At 46.2% G+C, this 21,614-nt stretch carries 21 protein-coding genes and 1 pseudogene; 11 read left to right on the forward strand and 11 right to left on the reverse strand.

Going from position 1 to position 21,614, the window contains the following annotated elements:
• Positions 1-19 precede the first annotated feature (19 nt).
• The 4 genes from pstC (at position 20) to Q384_RS04485 (ending at position 3,575) form a co-directional block, all read left to right on the forward strand.
• On the forward strand, positions 20-976 hold the full coding sequence (gene pstC, locus Q384_RS04470; RefSeq protein ID WP_037586224.1) for a phosphate ABC transporter permease subunit PstC: 957 nt from the start codon (positions 20-22) through the stop codon (positions 974-976).
• Between the two features lie 15 nt (positions 977-991).
• Complete coding sequence (gene pstA, locus Q384_RS04475; RefSeq protein WP_084224391.1) at positions 992-1,831, forward strand: phosphate ABC transporter permease PstA; 840 nt, start codon at positions 992-994, stop codon at positions 1,829-1,831.
• A 54-nt stretch (positions 1,832-1,885) separates the two neighbouring features.
• The gene (pstB, locus tag Q384_RS04480) at positions 1,886-2,659 is read left to right on the forward strand and encodes a phosphate ABC transporter ATP-binding protein PstB (protein ID WP_037586246.1); all 774 of its coding nucleotides are present in this window, start codon (positions 1,886-1,888) and stop codon (positions 2,657-2,659) included.
• A gap of 307 nt (positions 2,660-2,966) precedes the next feature.
• Complete coding sequence (locus Q384_RS04485) at positions 2,967-3,575, forward strand: riboflavin synthase (RefSeq protein WP_037586226.1); 609 nt, start codon at positions 2,967-2,969, stop codon at positions 3,573-3,575.
• Between the two features lie 510 nt (positions 3,576-4,085).
• Here Q384_RS04485 and msbA read toward each other — a convergent pair.
• The 3 genes from msbA to Q384_RS04505 all read right to left on the reverse strand — a co-directional run bounded on the left by msbA (position 4,086) and on the right by Q384_RS04505 (position 8,438).
• Entirely contained in the window at positions 4,086-5,825 is a 1,740-nt protein-coding gene (gene msbA / locus Q384_RS04490) for a lipid A export permease/ATP-binding protein MsbA (protein WP_425423472.1), read from the reverse strand.
• A 130-nt stretch (positions 5,826-5,955) separates the two neighbouring features.
• A complete protein-coding gene (locus Q384_RS04495) occupies positions 5,956-7,389 on the reverse strand; it encodes a M23 family metallopeptidase (RefSeq protein WP_156956449.1) in 1,434 nt (477 codons plus the stop codon).
• A 257-nt stretch (positions 7,390-7,646) separates the two neighbouring features.
• Positions 7,647-8,438 carry a phosphatidylserine decarboxylase gene (locus tag Q384_RS04505; protein WP_037586229.1) on the reverse strand — a complete coding sequence of 264 codons (792 nt, stop codon included), beginning with the start codon at positions 8,436-8,438 and terminating at the stop codon, positions 7,647-7,649.
• Positions 8,439-8,589: 151 nt separating this feature from the next.
• Here Q384_RS04505 and Q384_RS04510 point away from each other — a divergent pair, with 151 nt between their 5' ends.
• Both Q384_RS04510 and Q384_RS04515 read left to right on the forward strand, forming a co-directional pair.
• A complete protein-coding gene (locus Q384_RS04510) occupies positions 8,590-9,141 on the forward strand; it encodes a cysteine hydrolase family protein (protein ID WP_037586230.1) in 552 nt (183 codons plus the stop codon).
• 306 nt (positions 9,142-9,447) lie between these two features.
• On the forward strand, positions 9,448-10,104 hold the full coding sequence (locus Q384_RS04515; RefSeq protein WP_037586231.1) for a protein-L-isoaspartate O-methyltransferase family protein: 657 nt from the start codon (positions 9,448-9,450) through the stop codon (positions 10,102-10,104).
• 256 nt (positions 10,105-10,360) lie between these two features.
• Here Q384_RS04515 and pdxJ read toward each other — a convergent pair whose 3' ends face one another.
• The 8 genes from pdxJ to rraA all read right to left on the reverse strand — a co-directional run bounded on the left by pdxJ (position 10,361) and on the right by rraA (position 18,390).
• A complete protein-coding gene (gene pdxJ / locus Q384_RS04520) occupies positions 10,361-11,092 on the reverse strand; it encodes a pyridoxine 5'-phosphate synthase (protein WP_037586232.1) in 732 nt (243 codons plus the stop codon).
• Positions 11,093-11,144: 52 nt separating this feature from the next.
• Positions 11,145-12,518, reverse strand: a complete 1,374-nt coding sequence (locus Q384_RS04525; protein ID WP_084224393.1) for a chloride channel protein — start codon at positions 12,516-12,518, stop codon at positions 11,145-11,147.
• Complete coding sequence (locus Q384_RS04530) at positions 12,515-13,324, reverse strand: sulfite exporter TauE/SafE family protein (protein ID WP_037586233.1); 810 nt, start codon at positions 13,322-13,324, stop codon at positions 12,515-12,517. The genes Q384_RS04525 and Q384_RS04530 overlap by 4 nt, the downstream gene beginning before the upstream one ends.
• A gap of 99 nt (positions 13,325-13,423) precedes the next feature.
• Complete coding sequence (locus tag Q384_RS04535; protein ID WP_051940457.1) at positions 13,424-14,839, reverse strand: 3'-5' exonuclease family protein; 1,416 nt, start codon at positions 14,837-14,839, stop codon at positions 13,424-13,426.
• Positions 14,839-16,251, reverse strand: coding sequence for a UDP-N-acetylmuramate:L-alanyl-gamma-D-glutamyl-meso-diaminopimelate ligase (mpl, locus tag Q384_RS04540; protein ID WP_037586234.1), 1,413 nt, complete (start codon positions 16,249-16,251; stop codon positions 14,839-14,841). The genes Q384_RS04535 and mpl overlap by 1 nt, the downstream gene beginning before the upstream one ends.
• A gap of 410 nt (positions 16,252-16,661) precedes the next feature.
• The gene (gene tadA, locus Q384_RS04545; protein ID WP_037586235.1) at positions 16,662-17,405 is read right to left on the reverse strand and encodes a tRNA adenosine(34) deaminase TadA; all 744 of its coding nucleotides are present in this window, start codon (positions 17,403-17,405) and stop codon (positions 16,662-16,664) included.
• Positions 17,406-17,861 (reverse strand): CopD family protein, encoded by a 456-nt coding sequence (locus tag Q384_RS04550; protein WP_037586236.1) that lies wholly within the window; start codon positions 17,859-17,861, stop codon positions 17,406-17,408.
• 16 nt (positions 17,862-17,877) lie between these two features.
• Positions 17,878-18,390 (reverse strand): ribonuclease E activity regulator RraA, encoded by a 513-nt coding sequence (gene rraA, locus Q384_RS04555; RefSeq protein WP_037586237.1) that lies wholly within the window; start codon positions 18,388-18,390, stop codon positions 17,878-17,880.
• Between the two features lie 162 nt (positions 18,391-18,552).
• On the opposite strand from rraA, the gene Q384_RS04560 reads away from it, so the two are divergent.
• The 5 genes and pseudogenes from Q384_RS04560 to Q384_RS13770 form a co-directional block, all read left to right on the forward strand.
• Positions 18,553-19,236 (forward strand): ComFC family protein, encoded by a 684-nt coding sequence (locus Q384_RS04560; RefSeq protein WP_037586251.1) that lies wholly within the window; start codon positions 18,553-18,555, stop codon positions 19,234-19,236.
• Positions 19,237-19,299: 63 nt separating this feature from the next.
• Positions 19,300-19,776, forward strand: coding sequence for a tRNA (uridine(34)/cytosine(34)/5-carboxymethylaminomethyluridine(34)-2'-O)-methyltransferase TrmL (trmL, locus tag Q384_RS04565; protein ID WP_037586238.1), 477 nt, complete (start codon positions 19,300-19,302; stop codon positions 19,774-19,776).
• A gap of 135 nt (positions 19,777-19,911) precedes the next feature.
• Positions 19,912-20,700: a septal ring lytic transglycosylase RlpA family protein gene (locus Q384_RS04570; RefSeq protein WP_037586239.1), complete on the forward strand. Its 789-nt coding sequence runs from the start codon at positions 19,912-19,914 to the stop codon at positions 20,698-20,700.
• 146 nt (positions 20,701-20,846) lie between these two features.
• Entirely contained in the window at positions 20,847-21,332 is a 486-nt protein-coding gene (locus Q384_RS04575; protein WP_037586240.1) for a YbhB/YbcL family Raf kinase inhibitor-like protein, read from the forward strand.
• A 71-nt stretch (positions 21,333-21,403) separates the two neighbouring features.
• A pseudogene (locus Q384_RS13770) lies at positions 21,404-21,614 on the forward strand (IS1595 family transposase); the annotation flags it as partial.

Below are 21,614 nucleotides of genomic sequence, written 5' to 3' on the forward strand. Positions count from 1 at the left end.
CTGAATACACGAGAACACCATGACGCAACTTTCTCAAAAAATGGCTGCCCAACACCGCTTAGATTGCGTATTCGTGGGGGTAACCCGCTTATTTGCTTTTCTGGTTTTGGCAAGTTTGGTTGGTATTTTAATTTCTCTGCTTGTCGGTGCGATTCCGGCGATGAAAGAGTTTGGTTTTGGTTTTTTAGTCAGTGATGAATGGGACCCTGTGGAAGGGCGGTATGGTGCACTTGCGCCCATTTACGGTACTTTGGTTACTTCCGCTATTGCATTGTTGATTGCGACACCGGTGAGCTTTGGTATTGCGGTCTTTTTAACGGAATTAAGCCCGCCGTGGCTGAAACGTCCTTTGGGTATTGCCATTGAACTCTTGGCAGGGATTCCGTCTATTATTTACGGCATGTGGGGCTTGTTTGTGTTTGCGCCGTTTTTTGGTGAATATATTCAGCCTTGGCTGATTGAACACGTTGGTCCCATTCCGATTATCGGTGCTTTGTTTCAAGGTGCGCCGATGGGCATTGGTTTATTTACTGCCGCGCTGATACTGGCAATTATGATTATTCCCTTCATTGCTTCGGTAATGCGTGATGTGTTCGAAATTGTACCGCCCATGCTCAAAGAGTCTGCTTATGGTTTGGGTTCGACCACATGGGAAGTGGTGCGTTATGTGGTGTTGCCCTATACCAAAGCAGGGGTTACCGGCGGCATTATTTTGGGTTTGGGGCGCGCTTTGGGAGAAACCATGGCGGTAACTTTTGTCATCGGCAATACCTTTAATATTTCAGCCAGCCTGTATCAATCGGGGGTATCCATTACTTCCGCACTTGCCAATGAATTTGCTGAAGCGGTGGATACTTTGCACTTGTCTTCTTTGCTGTATTTGGGCTTGCTGTTGTTTGTGATTACTTTTGTTGTTTTGGTGATTTCCCGCCTCATGCTGCTGCGTATGCAGCGCAATGAAGGCCGCAGTCATTAAAAAAGGAAGATTGCCGTGAATCGCACACTTTACTACCGCCGTCGTTTACTGAACCGCTTTTGTCTGCTGGTCTCTTGCCTTGCTATGTTGTTTGGCCTGTTTTGGCTGGGCTGGATTTTTTTCACCCTTTTCAGCGAAGGTCTAAGCGGCTTAGGCAGCCATATTTTTGCCTTGGATACGCCACCACCGGGCATGGAAGGTGGTTTGCGCAATGCCATTATCGGCAGCCTGCTGATTACTTTTTTTGGTTTGCTGATTGGTACGCCTGCCGGTATTTTGTGCGGTATTTATCTGGCAGAATTCGGGCAGCGCGGCTGGATTGCACCCGCTACTCGGTTCATGAACGATATTTTATTGTCGGCACCGTCCATTGTGATTGGTTTGTTTATTTATGAGCTCTGGGTGGTGCATCAAGGGCATTTCTCGGGCTGGGCTGGTTCTTTGGCGTTGTCGCTACTGGTGATTCCGGTGGTGGTGCGCACCACTGAAAATATGCTGCGTCTTGTTCCCAACAGCCTGCGTGAAGCCGCTTTTGCTTTGGGTACACCAAAATGGAAATTGGTAACCATGGTTACGCTGCGCGCTGCCAAAACAGGAGTATTAACCGGTATTTTGCTGGCATTTGCCCGCATCTCCGGCGAAACGGCGCCACTGTTGTTCACTGCGCTTAATAATCAATTTTTCAGCACCAATATGAATCAGCCCATTGCAAACTTGCCCAATGTGATTTATCAATTTGCCATGAGCCCGTATGAAGACTGGCATCAGCTCGCGTGGGCGGCAGCATTGCTGATTGCTTTAACTGTGCTGGCAGCCAACATTGCGGCGCGTTATTTGTCCAGCAAAACGCATTAAATTGAATTACCAATTGAAACCGAATTGAATATGAACCAGAAAGACACCGACATCATGCAAACTTTGCCTGAAAATAAAGTCAAAATCGCCATTCAACATTTGAATTTTTATTATGGTCGTTTCCATGCGCTGAAAAACATCAATATGAATATTGTTGCCAATCAAGTGACTGCCTTTATTGGTCCGTCCGGTTGCGGCAAATCCACTTTGCTGCGCATCTTCAACCGCATGTATGACCTCTACCCCAATATGAAAGCAGAGGGTGAGGTATTGCTTGACGGTAATAATATTCTTGATAAAAGCGTGGATTTGAATTTATTGCGCGCCAAAGTCGGCATGGTTTTTCAGAAACCGACTCCGTTTCCAATGTCAATTTACGACAACATTACTTTTGGTGTCAAACTGTATGAAAAATTAAGCCGAAGTGATTTAGATGACCGTGTGGAATGGGCGTTGAAAAAAGCAGCATTGTGGAATGAGGTGAAAGACAAATTAAAGCAATCGGGCAACTCCTTATCCGGCGGGCAGCAACAGCGTTTGTGCATCGCCCGCGCGGTTGCCAGCAAACCCGAAGTGGTGCTGTTGGACGAACCCACTTCCGCGCTTGACCCAATCTCCACTGCGCATATTGAAGAATTGGTAACTGAGCTGAAAAAAGACTATACAATTGTGATTGTTACCCACAACATGCAGCAGGCAGCCCGTGTATCGGATTACACCGCATATATGTATCTGGGTGAACTCATGGAAGTTGGAGAAACTACTCAGATTTTCACTAAACCCAATCGTCAGGAAACAGAGGATTACATCACTGGTAAATTCGGGTAGTTTGATTGTATATGCGGCAAATAAGAAAAGGCTGCCTGAATTGATTCAGGCAGCCTTTTTAAATTAATCATGCAGCTGTGTTTTAAGAAACACGCAATATTGCGCTTCATCATGGCGGCTGATACAGTATCGGCATTTTTGGGCAGCCTTAATCGGTTTTTCAGACAGTTTGATGTGTTGCCCTGAAAGATAAACGGTTGTGATTGCGGGAAATGATTTTGCTCAGTCAATCGGAAACGGTTTATTGTGCCGCAAAGTCAAGACTTCTGAATGATTTTGTTGTTGAACCAATTTTTGGAGTTGAGCCATGTTTACCGGTATTGTGCAGGGTGTGGGTGAAATTGTTGATATTGAAGAAAAATCACAGTTCCGTACACATCGGGTCAGGCTGCCTGAAAATGCTGCCAATGGCTTGGTAATTGGTGCGTCAGTGGCAAATAATGGTTGTTGCTTAACCATCACACAAATTCAAGGCGATGTGGTTTCCTTTGATTTAATGGCAGAAACGTTGGCAAAAACCAATTTAGGCGCATTGAAAGCGGGAGAAAAGGTAAACATTGAGCGCGCTGCGCGTTTTGGTGATGAAATCGGCGGGCATATGATGAGCGGTCATATTATCACCACCACTGAAATTACCCGAATTGATACCGACAGCAATAATCGTACATTGTGGTTCAGGCTACCTGAAAGCATTAAACCCTATATTTTGACTAAAGGTTTTGTGGGGTTGGACGGTTGTAGTTTGACAATAGGCGAGGTAACCGAAACTGAATTTAATGTGCATCTGATTCCGGAAACGCTGAACCGTACTTTATTCGGACAACGTCAAACAGGCGGCATTATCAATGTGGAAATCGACGCTCAGACTCAAGCAGTAGTGGACACGGTGCGGCGAGTGCTGGCAGTACAGTCATAAAGTCGGGATTGGGTGGCGTTTGGTGGAATGTCCACAAACCCTAGCATCGCGCCGTTCACCCTCTCATTTCAAATATTGGATTGCTACTGCAATCAGCGACAGGCAACGGTTGAACAAATAATCGTAATGTCTATAATCAGTTATATCAATCTTATCGGTTTCGTAGTGGCGAATTCTAAATTCGTTCCCAAAGACGGTTAAAGTGTAAAAATTACCCGCGTTGTTTACATTTTTTCATCAGAATAAAAATATTTCTCCAAAACCTCATACGGCGTTTCGCCGTTAAGTGATTTGTGCGACCTTCACAGCATTATAGTAATTGATGAAGCGGTTTAATGCTAATTTCCGATGTTCACAGTCTTTAAACCGCTCTTTGCGTACTTGCTTAAAGCGGGTATTGATGCTGTTTTTAGGTGCGAATACTTTTGTATTTGGACGTAAAAACAAAGCAATATAAAACAGATACTCTGATTTTATCTTTATCGCTCTTGCCGGTTTTTGCAATGATTTTTATTCATTGAACTGCATTTCATATAAATGCGCGTAGCGTCCTTTTTTTGCCAATAAAGTTTGATGTGTGCCTTGTTCCACAATTTGTCCCTCGTGCATGACCACAATGGTATCTGCTTGCTCTACGGTGGATAAGCGGTGTGCAATCACAATGGTGGTGCGGTTTTGCATCAGAGTTTCTAAAGCTGCCTGAACTTGGCGTTCGGATTCAGTGTCCAGTGCGCTGGTGGCTTCGTCCAAAATTAAAATCGGTGCGTCTTTGAGCAGGGCACGGGCGATGGCGATGCGCTGGCGTTGTCCGCCCGATAATTTTAAGCCGTGTTCACCGATGTGGGTGTGCAAGCCTTCAGGCAGCTTTTCGATAAAATCCCAAGCGTTGGCGGCGCGGGCGGCGGCGATAATGGTGGCTTCATCGGTGTCGGTACGGCCATAGGCGATGTTGTTGGCAATGCTGTCGTTAAACAGCACGACATCTTGGCTGACCAATGCCATGCGTTCACGCAGATGATTCAGTGTGTAATCTTGGATATTTTTTCCGGCGATGCACAATTCACCGGCGGTTACGTCAAAAAAGCGCGGAATGAGGTTGGCTGTCGTGGTTTTACCGCAACCGGACGCGCCCACCAAGGCAACCATACTGCCTTGTTTTATGGTGAGATTAAAGTCGTTTACGGCATTTTTTTCGGTGCCGGGATAGCGGTAAACCACGTTTTTAAATTCAATATCGCCGATGTTTTCAGGCAGCCTGTTGCTGCCTTTATCAACTTCCGGTGATAAATCCAGAAAACTGAATACGCTGTGGGCGGCTGCCAAGCCGTTTTGCAGCGTGGACATAACACCGGTCATGCGCTTAATTGGGTCGAACATCATGATCATGGCAGATAAAAATGACATGAAATCTCCGGCAGTAAATCCCGAGTGTGCGGCTCGGCGGGCGGCAAACCACAAGACACACGCTAAAGAAATGGCAATCAGCAGTTGCGTAACTGCGCTGCTGATTGCGTTGGCAGAAGCTTGTTTGATGATGTTGCGGCGCAAGCCGTTGGCATATCGGTTTAAGCGAGATTGCTCGTATTCCTGTCCGCCGTACACGCGAATAACGCGCACGCCGTCTATGGCTTCAGACAATACTTGTACCACTTCACCCATGGCCTGCTGATTTTGGTGCGATAAGCCGCGCAGGCGTTTGCTGATTTTGCGCACACACCAAGCAATCAGGGGAAAGGTAATAAAGGTAAATAAGGTGAGCTGCCAGTCTAAATAAAATAATAAGCCGAGCAAACCCAATACCGAAACGCCGTCTTTTGCCAACACGGTGATGACATTAAAGCCGGCATTGGTGATGTTGTTGGCATCGTTGGTAATTCGGCTCATCACGCGTCCGCGGCTGTTTTCGTTGAAATAGCCAACGGGCAGGGACAGCAATCGGGTGAATAATTCTGAGCGCAACTGCCAAACTAAGGTGGAAGACAGATAACTGGTGGTGTATTCGTTGATGTAGTTTGCTGAGCCGCGCACGATAAATAAAAACACAACCGCCATGGGAATCCATTGCATTGATGCCATGTTTTTTTCAACAAAACCTTCGTTAATTAACGGTTTTATCAAATAGGCAAATGCAGGACCGGTTGCCGCAACCACGATCATGGCGATTACGGATACGGCAAAATACCGCCAAAGCCCGTGTAAATACGGCAAGATGCGTTTGTATAGTGTCCAAGTGGATTCTGTTTGTTGCATTGTTGTCATGGGTGGCTCACAAACGATGAATCGCCCTGCCAATTAAAATCAAGCCAGCAGGGCGATTTCAAGGGAAAACTTAAATACTGGAATGCAGGTGTGTGCTAATTTGCGGCTTAATTTGAAGATTTCAATCTAACTGCGCTATTGTCGTATGCAGGTTACGCACTGAAGCGAGAATACCATTTAAACGACCTTGCTCTTGTTTGAATTCAGCCAATTCGGTTTTACTCAATTTTTTACTGGGCAAAGCCACGCTGGTGGGATTAACCGGCTGACCGTTGATGCGTACTTCATAGTGCAGATGCGGTCCTGTGGAGCGTCCTGTAGAGCCGACGTAGCCGATAATGTCTCCCGCTTTAACACGGCTGCCGGGTGAGAAATCCCCAAATGCACTCATGTGTCCGTATAAGGTTTCCATATTGGTGTTATGACGAATAACCACGGCATAGCCGTAGCCGCCTTTTGCGCCCATTTCCGCAATCACGCCGTCAGATGGTGCGTGAATGGGTGTGCCGCTTGGTGCGGCATAATCAATGCCGGTGTGCATGCGAATGGTGTGTAAAATTGGGTGATAGCGAGTGCCGAAAGACGAAGAGATGCGGGCATTCGATACCGGTTGAATATCAAAACCTTTGCGTAAAGGGCTGCCTTTGGCATCGTAGTATTGACCGTTGCCGTCGTTGTCTTCCTCAAAATAATAGGCTTGATAAAGCTGGTTTCCTTGGCTGATTTCCACACCCAAAATATCATCGGTTGCCAATTCCTGACCTCGGTAATACAGGCTGTTGTAAAGCAAACGTATGGTATCACCGCTTTTGAGGGTGTTTAAATCAAGTTTGTCTTTAAACATTTCACTGAGTGATTCGCGTATTTCCACCGGTACATTCGCTTGCGCCAGCGCGCCGCGTGCCGATGTTTTGACCACAACGGCTTTGAATGTGGGCAAGGTGTCGGCATCCAGTTCGCCCACGTCTGCCGTCCATGTGTCGGCAATTTTCTTCAAGGCAATCAGGTGTTTTTCGCCGTTGTCGTCATCATTAAAGAATTGAATGTCGGTTAAACTGCCGTCTTTGTCCACGCGCACGCCGAAAGTTTGGCTCGGCTGTAATTGCAGCATTTTTTTGTTGATGGGCGATTCTTTTAATACGTTTTGAATTTCACGCTCGCTCACGCCCAAGCGTTTTAACACCAAAGTTAAATTATCGCCGTGGCGCACCACTTCATCGTGCCAATAGCTGTTGCTTTGCGGCGGTTCGGTGATGGTGATGGGGGGCAAGGCTTCAACCACGATTTGTGCGGCATGTTTTGTACGGGCAGGATCTTGCCCACTGATGGCATATGCTGCCATTACGCTGGAAATGGGTAAGCCAATCAAAACCGCCGCCCAGCGCAAAGGAATGCGGCGTATGGCAACGAACCATTTTGCGGCGGGTGTGTTGCGGTTGGGATAGGCGGCGCGGCGCAATAAGGCTTTAATTTGCCGATTTTCAACAAATTGCCGATATTGAACGATGACGCGGTTCAGATATTTTTTTGCAGCGGACAAAATAGTTAGTTTCATGGCAAGGGACTTGAAAATCAATTTTTTCATTATAAAACATCAATGTATTTTAATTAAGCAGTTTGCACTTTATTTACTGTTTATTTACTGTTTTTTTGAATGGAATACAAAGAGGGATTGCGCAGAAAATGGGTTTTATTCAGGCTGCCTGAAGTTGCTTAAAAAGGGGATTGATCATGTTATGCACAGTTATCGCAAAGAAACGAAATTGGTTTAACAGCTTCATTTCTTTGCAATAGATTAAACTGAAACATCAATTACTTGGCGGCTTCATTGCTTTCCGCGCCAATGTGTTCTGCCGCTTTTTGAGCCAATTGCGCGGCGGCAATGATGTCATCATTATTCGGAAGTGCCGTTGCCAAGGCGGTATCGGTATTTTCCGGTGTATCTTCATTTTGCTTGTCTGCAAAATAAGCCAAAACGCTTGTGGCAGCTTGTACTTTATCGCCGATGCTGACAACAGGTGTGCTGCTCGGAGGCAGATACAAATCCACTCGTGAGCCGAAACGGATAAAGCCGTAGCGGTCGCCGCGACTTAACACATCACCGATTTTGACGTAACACAAAATACGCCGCGCCACCAAACCGGCAACCTGAACAAAGGTAATATCGTGTCCGGCTTTGGTGCGCGCCAAAACGGCATTACGCTCATTTTGAACACTGGCTTTGTCTAAAGCGGCATTCAAAAAACTGCCGTGAAAATATTCCACCCGCTCTACCGTACCGTCAATGGGGCTGCGGTTGGAATGTACGTTAAAAACATTCATAAACACACTGATTTTGAGTGCATCGGCATTGTCGCGATAAGGATCGGCCGTTTTTTCAATAACAACGATACGTCCGTCGGCAGGGCTTAATATGGCGTTGGTATCTGCGGGCGTGTCCCGTGCAGGGTCGCGGAAAAACTGCACCACAAAGAGGCTGATTATCCAAAAAGGCAAAGACCACCAGCCGCCGCAAAAACTGATGAGCAAACTCACAATCAGACTGATGATAATAAAAGGCCAGCCTTCACGGGCAATAATGGGGTGGGGATAAAAACGAGACACAATCACACTCCTGAAAAATAGACACACGCGCTGCGTGAAATATTTGACATTATAACGTACTCCTTATAAAAGACGTTTAAAACACTTATTTCCGATATTCAGTATAATTAAAAAACACAGACCAAAATCATCAAGATGAAGATAGATAGAAATGAACAAAAATAAGAAAAAAGCACTGTTGTTAGTAGATATTCAGAACGATTATTTCCCCGGCGGAAGAAATCCGCTTTATCGTGCAGAAGAAGCTGCTTTGAATGCGCAGCAGATACTCATGTTTTTTCGGCAGAAAGAACAGCCGATATTTCACGTTCAACACATCAGTTTGCAGGAAAATGCTGCATTTTTTCTGCCCAACACAGACGGTTGCTTAATTCACAAAAGTGTGCTGCCGGATGGCAACGAAAGTGTCGTCATCAAACACACACCCGACAGTTTTTTCCAAACTAATTTGCAGGAAAAGCTGGTGTTGAACGAGATTGATGAGCTGGTAATCTGTGGAATGATGAGTCATATGTGCATTGATACGACAGTTCGTTCTGCAAAACGGCTTGGGTATGTTGTTACCGTTATTGCCGATGCCTGTACAACAAGAGACTTAATTTACGGCGGTGAAACAATTCAGGCAGAAACAGTGCATCGTACATTCATGGCAGCGTTGAACGGAACATTTGCAAAAGTGATTGATGTGTCAGAATTGAACTGATATTTAATACCACAAATATTGTTACCGTGTTCTGTACAAGCAGAATCAGATTTTCTGAATTGGAAGAAAAAATTCTGAAATGCTGAATAAACGGTAACAGGCACATGAATTTAAGAAGACACATGCTTCTATCTGTTTAAAAAAACGCTTGCGGCGATTTTGAGAAATCGCGGTTGAGAGGACTGTGTTAAGTAGCGGTAAAAGGCTTATAATGCAAACTCTGTTTTCAGGCAGCCTGAATGTTTTGTTGTCTGTTTTCGTTGTTTTGTCGGCGTTGAGACGCCGCTGTTCGTTTTCGGAGTAAACATGGATTTCACTACTGCGCGTTTCAATATGGTTGAGCAGCAAATTCGCCCTTGGGACGTTTTGAATTTTGATTTATTAGACGTGTTAAGCGAAATACCGCGTGAACGATTTGTTCAGGAAAATCAAAAGGGGTTTGCTTATGCCGATGCCGAATTGCCTTTACCGAACGGCGGTTTTATGTTAGAACCGAAAATGACGGCGCGGTTGATTCAGGCTTTGGATTTGAAGGCGAATGACAGTGTTTTGGAAATTGGCACGGGTTCAGGCTATGCCACAGCCGTTTTGGCGAAAATGGCGGGTAAAGTATTAACGATAGACAGCGATGCCGCGCAGCAAAACCGTGCCAAAGCTGTGTTGGACGTGCTGGATTTTTCAAATATTGCTTATCAAACAGGCGATGGCTTGGTTGATGTCAAAAATGATTCATTGTTCAATGCGATTTATCTCGGCGGCTCGGTCCCCGTTTTGCCGGATAATGTATCGGAATTACTGACTGACGGCGGTCGTTTGGTAGCGGTGGTGGGCGAAGCTCCGGTGATGAAAGCCGTGATAATTACCCGTAAAGACGGTCAATTTGAAGAAAAAACCCTGTTTGAAACGGTGGTGCCGAGCTTAAAAAGCACGGCAGCAACAAAACCGTCTTCTTTCCAATTTTGATTTTTCAGTACAGACGTTCAGTACCAAAGAAAATCAGCAGTATTACCCTGCGGGCGGACAATTAAAACATACGGTGCGGTCATATTAATATGACCGCGCCTTTATCAATTAATCTGCCGTTAAAATAAATTGCCGTGTTTACGCTTATTATCACGGGTGTTTGATAACAGGCTGCTTGAAAATAAATTTAACATTATTATTGTGTTACATGGTTGATTTCTATATTAAATAAGCAGGTTGTGGTGAAGGATGCGGCTCAATAAGGCAGACTGCGTGCGCGGTGTATGGCTTCTTTAATTTGGCGTATGGCTTCAGGTAATCCGAGAAAAACGGCTTGTGCAATAATGGCATGCCCGATGTTTAATTCTTGAATCGCCAAAATTTTGGCAATGGGTGCAACGTTGTGGATATTTAACCCATGTCCTGCATTGACCGTTAAGCCCAATTCGGCGGCAAAATGAGCGGCTTCCTCAATGCGTAATAACCGGCGGGCGCGATCGGCAGGTGCAGCCGCATCGGCATACGCGCCGGTATGCAGTTCAATCACGGGCGCGCCAACTTCACGGGCTGCCTGAATTTGCGCTTCATCGGCATCAATAAATAAAGAAACACGTATGCCCGCATCGCTCAGTATGCGGGTGAATTCAGCGATTTTGCTTTGCTGCGCCAAGACATCTAAGCCGCCTTCGGTGGTGATTTCCTGCCGTTTTTCAGGCACCAAACACACATCTTGTGGGTTTACGTTTAAGGCGTTTTCCAGCATTTCTTCGGTGAGTGCCATTTCCAGATTCATGCGTGTTTTTAAAGCGGCGCGAATGGCAAAAACATCTGCGTCTTTGATGTGGCGGCGGTCTTCGCGCAAATGCAGTGTAATTAAATCTGCACCGTGGGTTTCTGCCAGTAAAGCGGCTTCCAGCGGGCTGGGGTAAACCGTACCCCGTGCATTCCGCAAAGTAGCAATGTGGTCGATATTAACGCCTAATAACATGATGATGTCCTTGGGTATAAAATATTTAAAAAAAATGTTTTCAGGCAGCTGTTTATTTGTCGGCGGCTTCTTGTACACGTTGCCGAAAACGTTCTGCCGCAAAATGGTAAAACGGTTTCGGGCTGATTTGACGGGAAACCACCGATGCGAGCAGACCTGCCAACAATAACCAAAACAATAATGATTGACTGCCTGTCATTTCCATAACCACCACGCCGGAGGTTAAGGGTGCTTGAGTGGCGGCCGCTAAAAATGCGGTCATGCACAGCAATACCAAAACATTACTGCCGGTAACCAAATCAGCAATTTGGCTGATTTGCACGCCGATTAATGCACCTGTGGTTAATGCCGGTGTAAAAATACCGCCCGGAATGCCCGCCCAGTAAGACAATACGGTTGCCAGCCATTTGGCTGTTGCCATGCCCGGTAAAACAGTGGTTTCGCCTTGTAAAGCGGCGGTTGCCAAATTGTAGCCTGTGCCATAGGTGCTGCCTTGGGTAAGCGTTCCTAAGACGGCGAGCATCAAACCGAGCACACCGGCAAGCCAAATGGGGTGATTACGCACCCAACCACGCCACTGAACCGGTGTTACCCAGGCGACACCTTTAGACAAGAATAGTGCGAATAAACCGCCGCTCACGCCGCAGATAACACTGCACAGCAACACCCATTGAAACATGTTTTTCGTAAACGCACTGCCGAAAAAGTGAGAGAAATAGGGATTATTGCCGTCAATGGCAACCACGATTAAACCGGTTGTTAAAACACCGATGAAAATTTGTCTGTCCCAACGCAGAGTTACACCGCGCCCCAATTCTTCAATGGCGAAAATAACGCCTGCCAGTGGTGCATTAAACGCCGCTGCCAAGCCACCCGCTGCACCCGCTGCCAATAAATCGTTTTCCTGTAAGCCCTTAAATGCCAGATTGTGCCGTTTGCACCACGCACCCCAAGCCGACATGACTGCTGCACCCACTTGAACCGACGGCCCTTCACGTCCAACCGAAGCACCAACCAATATTGCCAAAAAAGTAAACGGAATTTTTAAAATGGTTTCACCGAAGCGTACCAAGCGGGTTTTTTGTGTACCGTAAGGCAAGGAGAGACAGGCAATCACTTGAGGAATGCCGCTGCCTGAAGTGTGGGGCGCAAATCGGCGGGTGAACCAGACAATCAGCATCAAACCAAGCGGTAAAACAATCCATGCGAGCAAAGGGGTGTTTTTTGCCCAATGCGCATTTTGTTCCAAAGCCCAATCAGCCATTCGTGCAAAGAGTAAAGATACGGTTGCTACCAGCATTGCACCAATTAACAAAAATACCAAGGCAATGGTTTTTCGTGAAAAACGGCGGGTTTGGCGTATTTTTCGTTCAAGCAGCCGACCGATTTGATGACAAAAATTTGTCCATGTATTTAATATATTCATTGAGTCAGCCACTCATACAACATGGCTGAGGCAATGGCAAACAAAAGGCTGCCAAAGACCCTTTTCAGTTTGTCGGGCGGCAGGCGGTGTGCTGCACGTACACCCAAAGGAGCGAACCATACGGTGGTTGCCGCCAGCACCACAGCGGCGGGCAGATACCAGAAACCAAAGCTGCCGTTGGGTAAGCCTGGGGCTGACCAACCGGAAATCAAAAAGCTGATTGAACCGGAAATGGCAACCGACCAACCCAAAGCCGCTGATGTGCCGACTGCTTCATGAATCGGTATGTTGCAGTAGAGCATAAACGGCACGGTAAGCGAGCTGCCGCCAATGCCAATCCAGCTGGAAATTGTGCCGAATAAACTGCCTGCCGTGCTTAAACCGGCTTTATCGGGCAGCCGGCGCGTTGCTTTGGGTTTGAAATTAAGCAAAATTTGTACAGACATCGTATAAATAAACAATATAAAAAACAGCAGCAAAGCGTTGCCGGGAATAAATCGTGCTGCCACAGAACCGAAAACAGTACCGATAACCATCATGGGTGCCATGTAACGAACAACATGCCAATTAACGGCTTGATTGCGGTAATGTGCCATCATGCTGGAAAAAGAAGTGAACACCATCACCGCAAATGATGTGCCAATAGCCAGGTGCTGTGAGTGTGCTGTTTCAATGCCTTGTATTTTTAAAGTCCACAGCACAATCGGCACCACCAACATGCCGCCGCCGACGCCGAGCAAGCCTGCCAGAAAGCCGGCGCAAGAACCAACGGCAATCAAAGCCAAAATAATGTGCCAATCCAGCATGGTGTTTTTCCTGTGATTTTTTGTCAGTGCTTGTATTTCAGGCAGCCTGAAAATAAATTATTTCACGTTTATGATTTGTTTTAATCAACATCAATAATATCAAGACAATACCGTGATGCCGTCTTTTTGGTTTAATCGTTTTTTCCATAATTTTGGCAAGGCTTCATGAAAATACCACTGATTATTGCCCAAATCCAATGCGGCAGCGGCACTGTGCAGTTGTGTTTGTTCTTTGCTGAAGGGATTGTATTCCATTGTAGTGATTTCATGGGCAGTTCCCCAATTGTGTACAGGTAAAAAAGGCGCGTGTTTTAATACCCGCTGATTGTGCTGTGCTGTTTGGTCTGCATTGCGGCAACGGCCATTGCACAAACGGGCTGCCTGAAGCGGGCAGGGCGCAGATGCACCGATGCTGATGTCCAATATATCCAGTATTGCCGGGCAGACAGCATATTCACGCGCCCATTCACGCAGGGCTGCTTTGGCGGGTTTGGGGTGTGCAAACAAGCCGTAAGGGCGTTGTTTTAAAATGCCGTTTTTGGGCAGGGCGTAGATTTGTGCGCGCAGCTGCCCGTGGTGATTGGGTACAAACCGTATCGAATACCAAACACTGTCGATGCGGTTGTCTGCTGCCGATAAAGCGTTAATTTGATGTTGTGCCGATAATTGATATGCGTGTAACACATTTAAAGCCGGAAAAAATTCGATGTTTTGAATCTTTGAGATATTTTTCTCGGTATTTTTTTTCTGTAGTAAAACAGATATTTCACTGAATGCTTTTTCGTGTATATGCACGGCGGGCAGCTGCTGATCGGCGGTTGCCCACACGCTGAAACCGGCGGTATCGGGTAAATTGTAAACATGGCGGCGTATGTTTTCAGAAACAAACGCAGGCAATGGTGTGGGTTTTATCAGTTGCCGAAATTGCGCCTGCCAATGTTCAACACCGTGCGCTGTCAAACTGATGTTTAAAAAACGGCTCAGTACACGAACATCTGCCCAAGCCCTGTGCCTGTCTTCAGCTTCATTGCTTAAATGAAACCGTTCGATGATGCTGTCTAAACTGTGTTTGTGTTCGTGCGGATAGAGTTTGCGCGACAATTGAACCGTGCAAAGCGTGGGTGCGGCAAAAGGCAGTTGGGCGCGGGCAAATTCGTTGCGCAGGAAAGTGTAGTCAAAACGGCTATTGTGCGCCGCAATAATATGCCCTTGTAAATAAGGCAAAATATCTGCTGCTATTTGAGAAAAAGTGGGTGCGCCTGCAACCATTTCATTGCTGATGCCCGTTAAGCGTGTGATAAACGGGCTGATGTCTTGCTCGGGATTAATCAGCGATTGCCACCGTTCAATTTTGCCGCCTGAAAAACACAAGACAGCGATTTCAGTGATGCGGTCATTTTCAAAATGTCCGCCCGTGGTTTCCAAATCCACAATCACCACAGGCAGCGGCAATTTAGCGATGGCTTGTGCCAAAGGCGCAAGCCATGCTTCATCAGACAGGTTTTCAAATTGCATCACACCGCCTTTTGGCTGATTTGATGCAAAAGAATGTCGTGAATGCCGTTAAAGCCGCCGTTACTCATCACCAAAATATGATCGCCTGCTTTGGCTTCGGTAACAATGGCGGCAACAAAATCATCAAAATTTTTATCGACATAAAGTTTACCGCTCAGTGCGTTTAAGGCTGCCTGAACGTCCCAGTCCACGCCGCCGGTATAGCAAAATATGTGGTCTGCCTCTGCCAAACTTGTGGGCAATGCCGCTTTCATGGCACCCATTTTCATGGTATTGGAGCGCGGTTCTAATACCGCCAAAATCCGCGCACTGCCTACTTTTCGGCGCAGGCCGTCTATGGTCGTTGCAATGGCAGTGGGATGATGGGCAAAATCATCGTAAACGGTAATGTCGTTGATTTCACCTTTGATTTCCATGCGCCGCTTCACGTTTTGAAAGCGTGCCAAAGCAGAGCAGGCTGCCTGAACCGATACGCCGACGTGTTGAACCGCCGCAATCACTGCCAGTGCGTTCATGCGATTGTGTTCGCCCAACAGCGTCCACTCAACTTGTCCCAGTGTTTTTCCTTGAAAACGCACTGAAAATCCGCCGTTTTCGTTTACTTGACCGATTGACCAGCCGTCATCGCAGCCAAAATTTGCCAGCGGTGTCCAGCAGCCCTGTGCCAATACTGCGTCCAAGGCGGGTGATTGGCAATTGCGCACCAGTAAGCCTTCGCTCGGAATGGTGCGCACCAAATGATGAAATTGGGTTTGAATGGCGGCTAAATCAGCAAAAATATCGGCGTGATCGTATTCCAGATTATTCAGAATGCAGGTACGCGGACGATAATGGACGAATTTACTGCGCTTATCAAAAAAAGCAGTATCGTATTCGTCTGCTTCGATAACGAAAAAAGTGGGTTGTGTTGTCAGGCTGCCTGAAAGATGATTGTCGGATTGAATTTTGGGCGATTGCGGCAGGCGGGCGGAAACAGAGAAATTTTGCGGCAAACCGCCAATCAGAAACCCCGTAGCCAATCCTGAGTCTGCCAATACCCAAGCGAGCATACTTGCGGTGGTGGTTTTGCCGTGTGTTCCCGCCACAGCCAATACCCAATGATGACGCAACACATTTTCAGCCAGCCATTGCGGTCCTGAAACATAGGGTAAACCGCGGTTTAAAATGGCTTCTACGATTGGTAAGCCACGCCGAGCTACATTGCCGATAACATAAATATCCGCTTTGTACTGGTCTAATTGTTCGGCATCAAATCCCTCCGCCACGTCCACACCCAATTGTGCCAGTTGGGTACTCATCGGCGGGTACATTTTGGCATCGCAACCGCTTACGGTAAAACCGGCTTCTTTGGCAATTGCGGCAAGACCGCCCATAAATGTGCCGCCAATACCAATGATGTGAATGTGTTTCATAAGTGTATGAGGAAAGGAAAAGGTGAAAAATTATACAGGAAAAATGAGCTCATTTTTGATGCGGGAAAGCGGCGGGTTTTTAAGAACCCATGTTCAAAAAAATTCTTAATAAAATCATATGATGTCAAAAAACGGTTCAATCATCGCCCATTGGCTATCTGTCAAATCACTCGGGTACATAAAAGGATTACCTACTATCTTGGTTTATCTGCTAATTATACGCCATATGATTTTATTAAGAATTTTTTGAATATTGGTTCTTAAATATTATTGAACATAGGTTCTAAAATCATGGTCATTTGTTTTTTCAAAAACCATGTGAGCGGCAATGGGTTTGTTCATTATTCCAATTTTTATTGCTGCATTTCATTCGATAAAATTTAATAGCCAATTGATTTATTTGTTGTTGTTCAATTTGTATCGGAATGGCGTCTTTGTCGGAAAAAGTGTTGTAGCAAAGCCATGCTTTCGTCTGCCAAAATGCTGCTTTTTACAGCAGTATGATGATTTAAAAGCGGATAATTAAACAAATTACACACGCTGCCTGCCGCGCCGGTTTTCGGCTCTGCGGCGGCAAAAATTAAGCGGTGAATGCGGGCGTTCAAAATAGCTCCTGCACACATGGCGCAAGGTTCTAAGGTAACATAAAGATCACAATTATCCAGGCGGTAATTATTTAAAGTAATACCCGCTTCAGTCAGTGCTTGCATTTCTGCGTGGCGGCTGATATTGCAATGGCTGACGCACTGATTAAATGCGGCTGAGATAAGTTCACCCTGACGCACAACCACCGCACCCACAGGCACTTCGCCGTTTTCTGCCGCTTGCCGAGCTTGTGCCAACGCTTGTTGCATCCAATACGCCATTTCCGCTTCGGGTGGAAAAACCGCCACGGGCGGGTGCTTTTTGACCACATTGAGCCAGTTTGCTTTTTCTGCTGAATTTAAACTGTTTAACTGGCGGTTTTCCGCCAGACACACCAACTGCCATAATGTGCTGTTGGTAATGCTCAGCCCCTGCTTTTTCAATAACAGAAATGCCGTTACCGCACCGATTTTCTGTAGGCAAGCAAGGGAAGTAATGCCCAGATTTGCCAATGCCTCATGGGTTTTCGGCGCAAGAGGCGGGGTGCTGAGTTTTGTGTGTGCTGTCATTTAGGATAAACCGCCGTAGCGCAGGCTGACTCCCATGTATAACATCAACACCCCAATCAGCGTAACGCCATAAACATGCCATGCCATGTCGGGCAGACGGTTTGGTGTTAGTTTTGGTAGCACCCGCAGACGAGCGTCCAGAGCCAAACCCACGGTGAGCAGCAATAAAATCAATTTTGCACTAACAGCGCGTTCCATTCCGCTGTCAAAATGAAACCAACGGGTTGGTGTAACGCCAAAATCGCTCGCCATCCACAACCCGCTGATGACCAGCAACACCAACGCCGGCATACCGATGGGTTCGTAGCGTTGTTCAAATTGCTGCAAAATTTGCGGATTGCGTTGTTTAAGCGCACGCGGCATAAATTGAATGGCCATAATTAAATGACCGCCCACCCAAATAGTTGCTGCCAATAAATGAATTAGCAGCAGCCATTGATGTATTTGTGTGAACATGGGAGTTCTCTGTGTTTTACGATTGGTTTGTGCTTGCATGAATGGGTTCGGCACTCACCAATACACCGTCTTCATCGCAATAAACCCAATCGCCGCTTCGGAAAGTAACATTTCCGAAGTGAACGTTGCCGTCCAACACGCCCACGGCATCTTTTGCGCTTTTTTTCGGGTTAGTACCCAAGGCTTTGATGCCGAAATCCATGGTATTGATTGCCGCGCTGTCTCGAATCACGCCGTTAATCACGATGCCTGCCCAGCCGTTTTTTCGTCCGGCTTCAGCCAACATATCACCCACCAAAGCACTGAATCGTGAACCGGCACCGTCCACCACCAATACGTTGCCATTTCCGGGTGTATTTAAAATTTGTTTCACCAACCCGTTGTCTTGAAAACATTTTACGGTTCGCGCTTTGCCGCAGAAATGACGGCGGCAGCCATAAGAAAAAAACGGCAATTCACACGACGGCGTGTCAGGGGCGATGTCAATTAAATCGGCAGTGGTAAAATCGGGGTTTGTTGGCGTATTCATGGCACTTTCCTCAGGATTGAAAAGGGGCTGAGTATTATCGCAAAAAATTTCAGGCAGCCTAAAAACTTTTTGGGCTGTGAGCGATGAATGTATGGGATATTTCTAAAATTTTTCGGGAATTCATTTGAAGTGGTAAGAATAGCATCATTATGGGAAAAAGGATTGCACACGGTTTTGGGTAAACCCACGTGCGCGCTCTGTCAAGAATCAACTGATAAAACAGCGATTTGTGAAGATTGTTTGGCAGATGTCAATACTTTGTGGTTTGATGAGGAAACTGTCTGCAAGGGCTGTTTGCGGCACACAAGCGACGGGTTGCTTTGCGGGCATTGTCAGCAGCATTCACCGATAACGTGCGCCCAATTTGCTTCTTTTCAATATGATTATCCAGTGAAACAATTGCTTCACGCGTTCAAACATTTGCGTCAAATACATTTAAGCCGCGCGCTTTGCACCTTAATGCTTCAAAACCCACCGATATGGCTGCCTGAAACTCCAATTGATGCAGTACTGGCAATGCCTTTAAGCCGTGAGCGATTGCTTGAACGCGGGTTTAATCAAAGCCGTTTTTTGGCACAGAGCATTGCCGATGTCTATGCTTTGCCGCTGTTAGATGACACCGCCGTATTGAGGCAGCACCGCGTACCGCAATCCACATTAAACGGCAAAGCGAGGCTCAATAACGTACGCGGTATTTTTCAGGCAGCCGCTGATGTTAAAAAAAGTCATTTGTTGTTAATTGACGATGTGATTACCACCGGTGCAACAGTCAATGAATTAAGCAAAACCCTAATAAAAGCGGGTGTCAAAGGAATTTGGGTGTGGGCATTGGCGCATCCGAAGTGAAAAATTTTTGACCGTTGTGCCAATCCAACGGATAATATCGCCCAATCTAAGATACTGATTTATATGTTTAACGTTGTTTTATACCAGCCGGAAATCCCGCCGAATACAGGGAATATTATCCGTTTATGCGCCAATACAGGCGCACAATTACATCTGGTGAAGCCGCTGGGCTTTCCTCTGGATTCTGCCAAAATGCGGCGGGCGGGTTTGGACTACCACGAATTTACCGATGTTGTTGTGCATGAAAATTTTGAAGATTGCCTGAAGATGTTGAGCGGGCATCGTTTTTTTGCACTGACCACCAAAGGATACCATCGCCCCAGTCAAACCGCTTTTCAAGCAGGTGATGTTTTTTTATTTGGTCCGGAAACGCGCGGGTTGCCCGCTGAAATTTTAAATGGGCTGCCTGAAACACAAAAATTGCGTTTGCCGATGCTGGCAAACAGCAGAAGCATGAATTTATCCAACAGCGTGGCAGTTATGCTGTATGAAGCATGGCGGCAGTTGGATTATGTCGGTTCAGCGAATAATATACCTTGAAAATAATTGTTAAATACTTGTTAAATAAAGAAATGAGGCTTGAGAAATTTTCAGGTAGCCCTATTTTGACTGCAATTCGGCTTTTTAACCAAAGCAACACACACTGACGTCTTTAACTCACAGAAGGAGTTTCGTTTGAAGCAAGTAAAAAATATCTTTTTTGCAACCATTATCGGCAGCATTGCCTTAGGCAGTGGCTTAATGACCACCGCATCGGCGAAATCCGGTAGTGTCTCTTTACAAAACCCTCAGGAACAAGAGCCGAAAACAGCAGATCTTTCCGAGCTTATTCCAAATGCCGCCGTTAAGTTTGAAGCCTTGCACAAAACGGCAAATAAAAGCTATCAAGTGGCGGGTAAACGCTACTACCCTTTACAAGAACTTTCATTGTTCAAAGAAAAAGGAAATGCTTCTTGGTATGGTCCGGGTTTTCACGGACGTAAAACATCTTCCGGTGAGCGCTATGACATGAATATGATGACAGCGGCTCACCCCACTTTGCCCATTCCCAGCTATGCTAAAGTGACTAACTTAACCAACGGAAAAAGCGTGGTGGTACGCATCAATGATCGCGGTCCTTTTCACGGCAACCGTGTATTAGATGTATCCAAAGCCGCTGCCCAAAAACTGGGGTTTTTAAATAAAGGCACAGCAGAAGTCAGCGTGGAGCAAATTGTGCCGGCGCAAAATATACATGCCAATATTCAAGACGGCGGTATTTATGTTGATTTACAGCGTTTCGACAGCTTAAAAGACGCACAAGCCCATTTGTCTGATACCATTCATCAATTGAAGGCAGCATCTTTGAGTCAAAAAGCCTCTGTTGTTAAAGAAAAAAATAGTTATTTGGTGCGCGTTGGTCCGTTTCGGCAAGAACAAGAACGTGCAGATTATTTGAAAAAAGCCGCACTGACAGAGCTCTAAATTACAAGAACATTAACTGCGATTACAGGCTGCCTGAACAATTCAGGTAGCCTCTGTTTTTTGTATGGCTTATGGATATTTTACCAATAAAAGCGGTATGATTGACGCCCTCGTCTTATCAAAAAAACATCATTACAGGAGAAAATATGACAACCAATTTCACACTCACCAGCCCTGAATTTAAAGACGGCGATAAATTAGATATTTCCTATCAAGCCGACAAAGACAATCAATCCCCCGCGCTGGTGTGGCAAAACGCGCCGACAGATACCAAAAGTTTTGCCGTTGCCATGCACGACCCCGATGCACCCACGGGCGGAGCAGGTTGGTGGCACTGGCTGGCATTTGGCATTCCCGCAGAATTAACCGAATTGCCGCGCAATGCCGGTGCAGTAGGCGGAGTGAACATGCCTGCGGGTGTGCGCCAAATGCGCAACACAGGCGGTGCGCTTGGCTACGGTGGCTGCTATCCGCCGGTGGGCGACCCGGCACATCGTTATATTATTACTGTGTACGCACTGGACACGGACAAACCGGATATTGCCGAAGACGCGACTACCAGTATGGCCGGTTTTGTGATTAACGCACACGCCATTGCGAAAGCAAGTCTCACGGTTTATTACGCGCGTTAAATACCTTTTGTATTTATTACTTTTAGGGACATGACAACCAAACAAGGCATTAAAATGTCTAAAAAGGAGTCATGGCAATGGTTTGCAAGTACCAAAAAAGTTCGTCACTTTCTGATGCAAAAATGCGGCAAATTATCAAGTGTTTTTCGCTTGATTTAACTGCCTCTCAAACCGCAAAATTAACCGGAATCAGTCGTCAGTCAATCAATCGAATATACACAAAGATTAGGTTGCGAATTTTTACGTATTGTTTGCAAAATACGCCTTTCAACGGGGAATTGG

The sequence above is a fragment of the Stenoxybacter acetivorans DSM 19021 genome (assembly GCF_000745895.1).
Lineage (GTDB): Bacteria > Pseudomonadota > Gammaproteobacteria > Burkholderiales > Neisseriaceae > Stenoxybacter > Stenoxybacter acetivorans.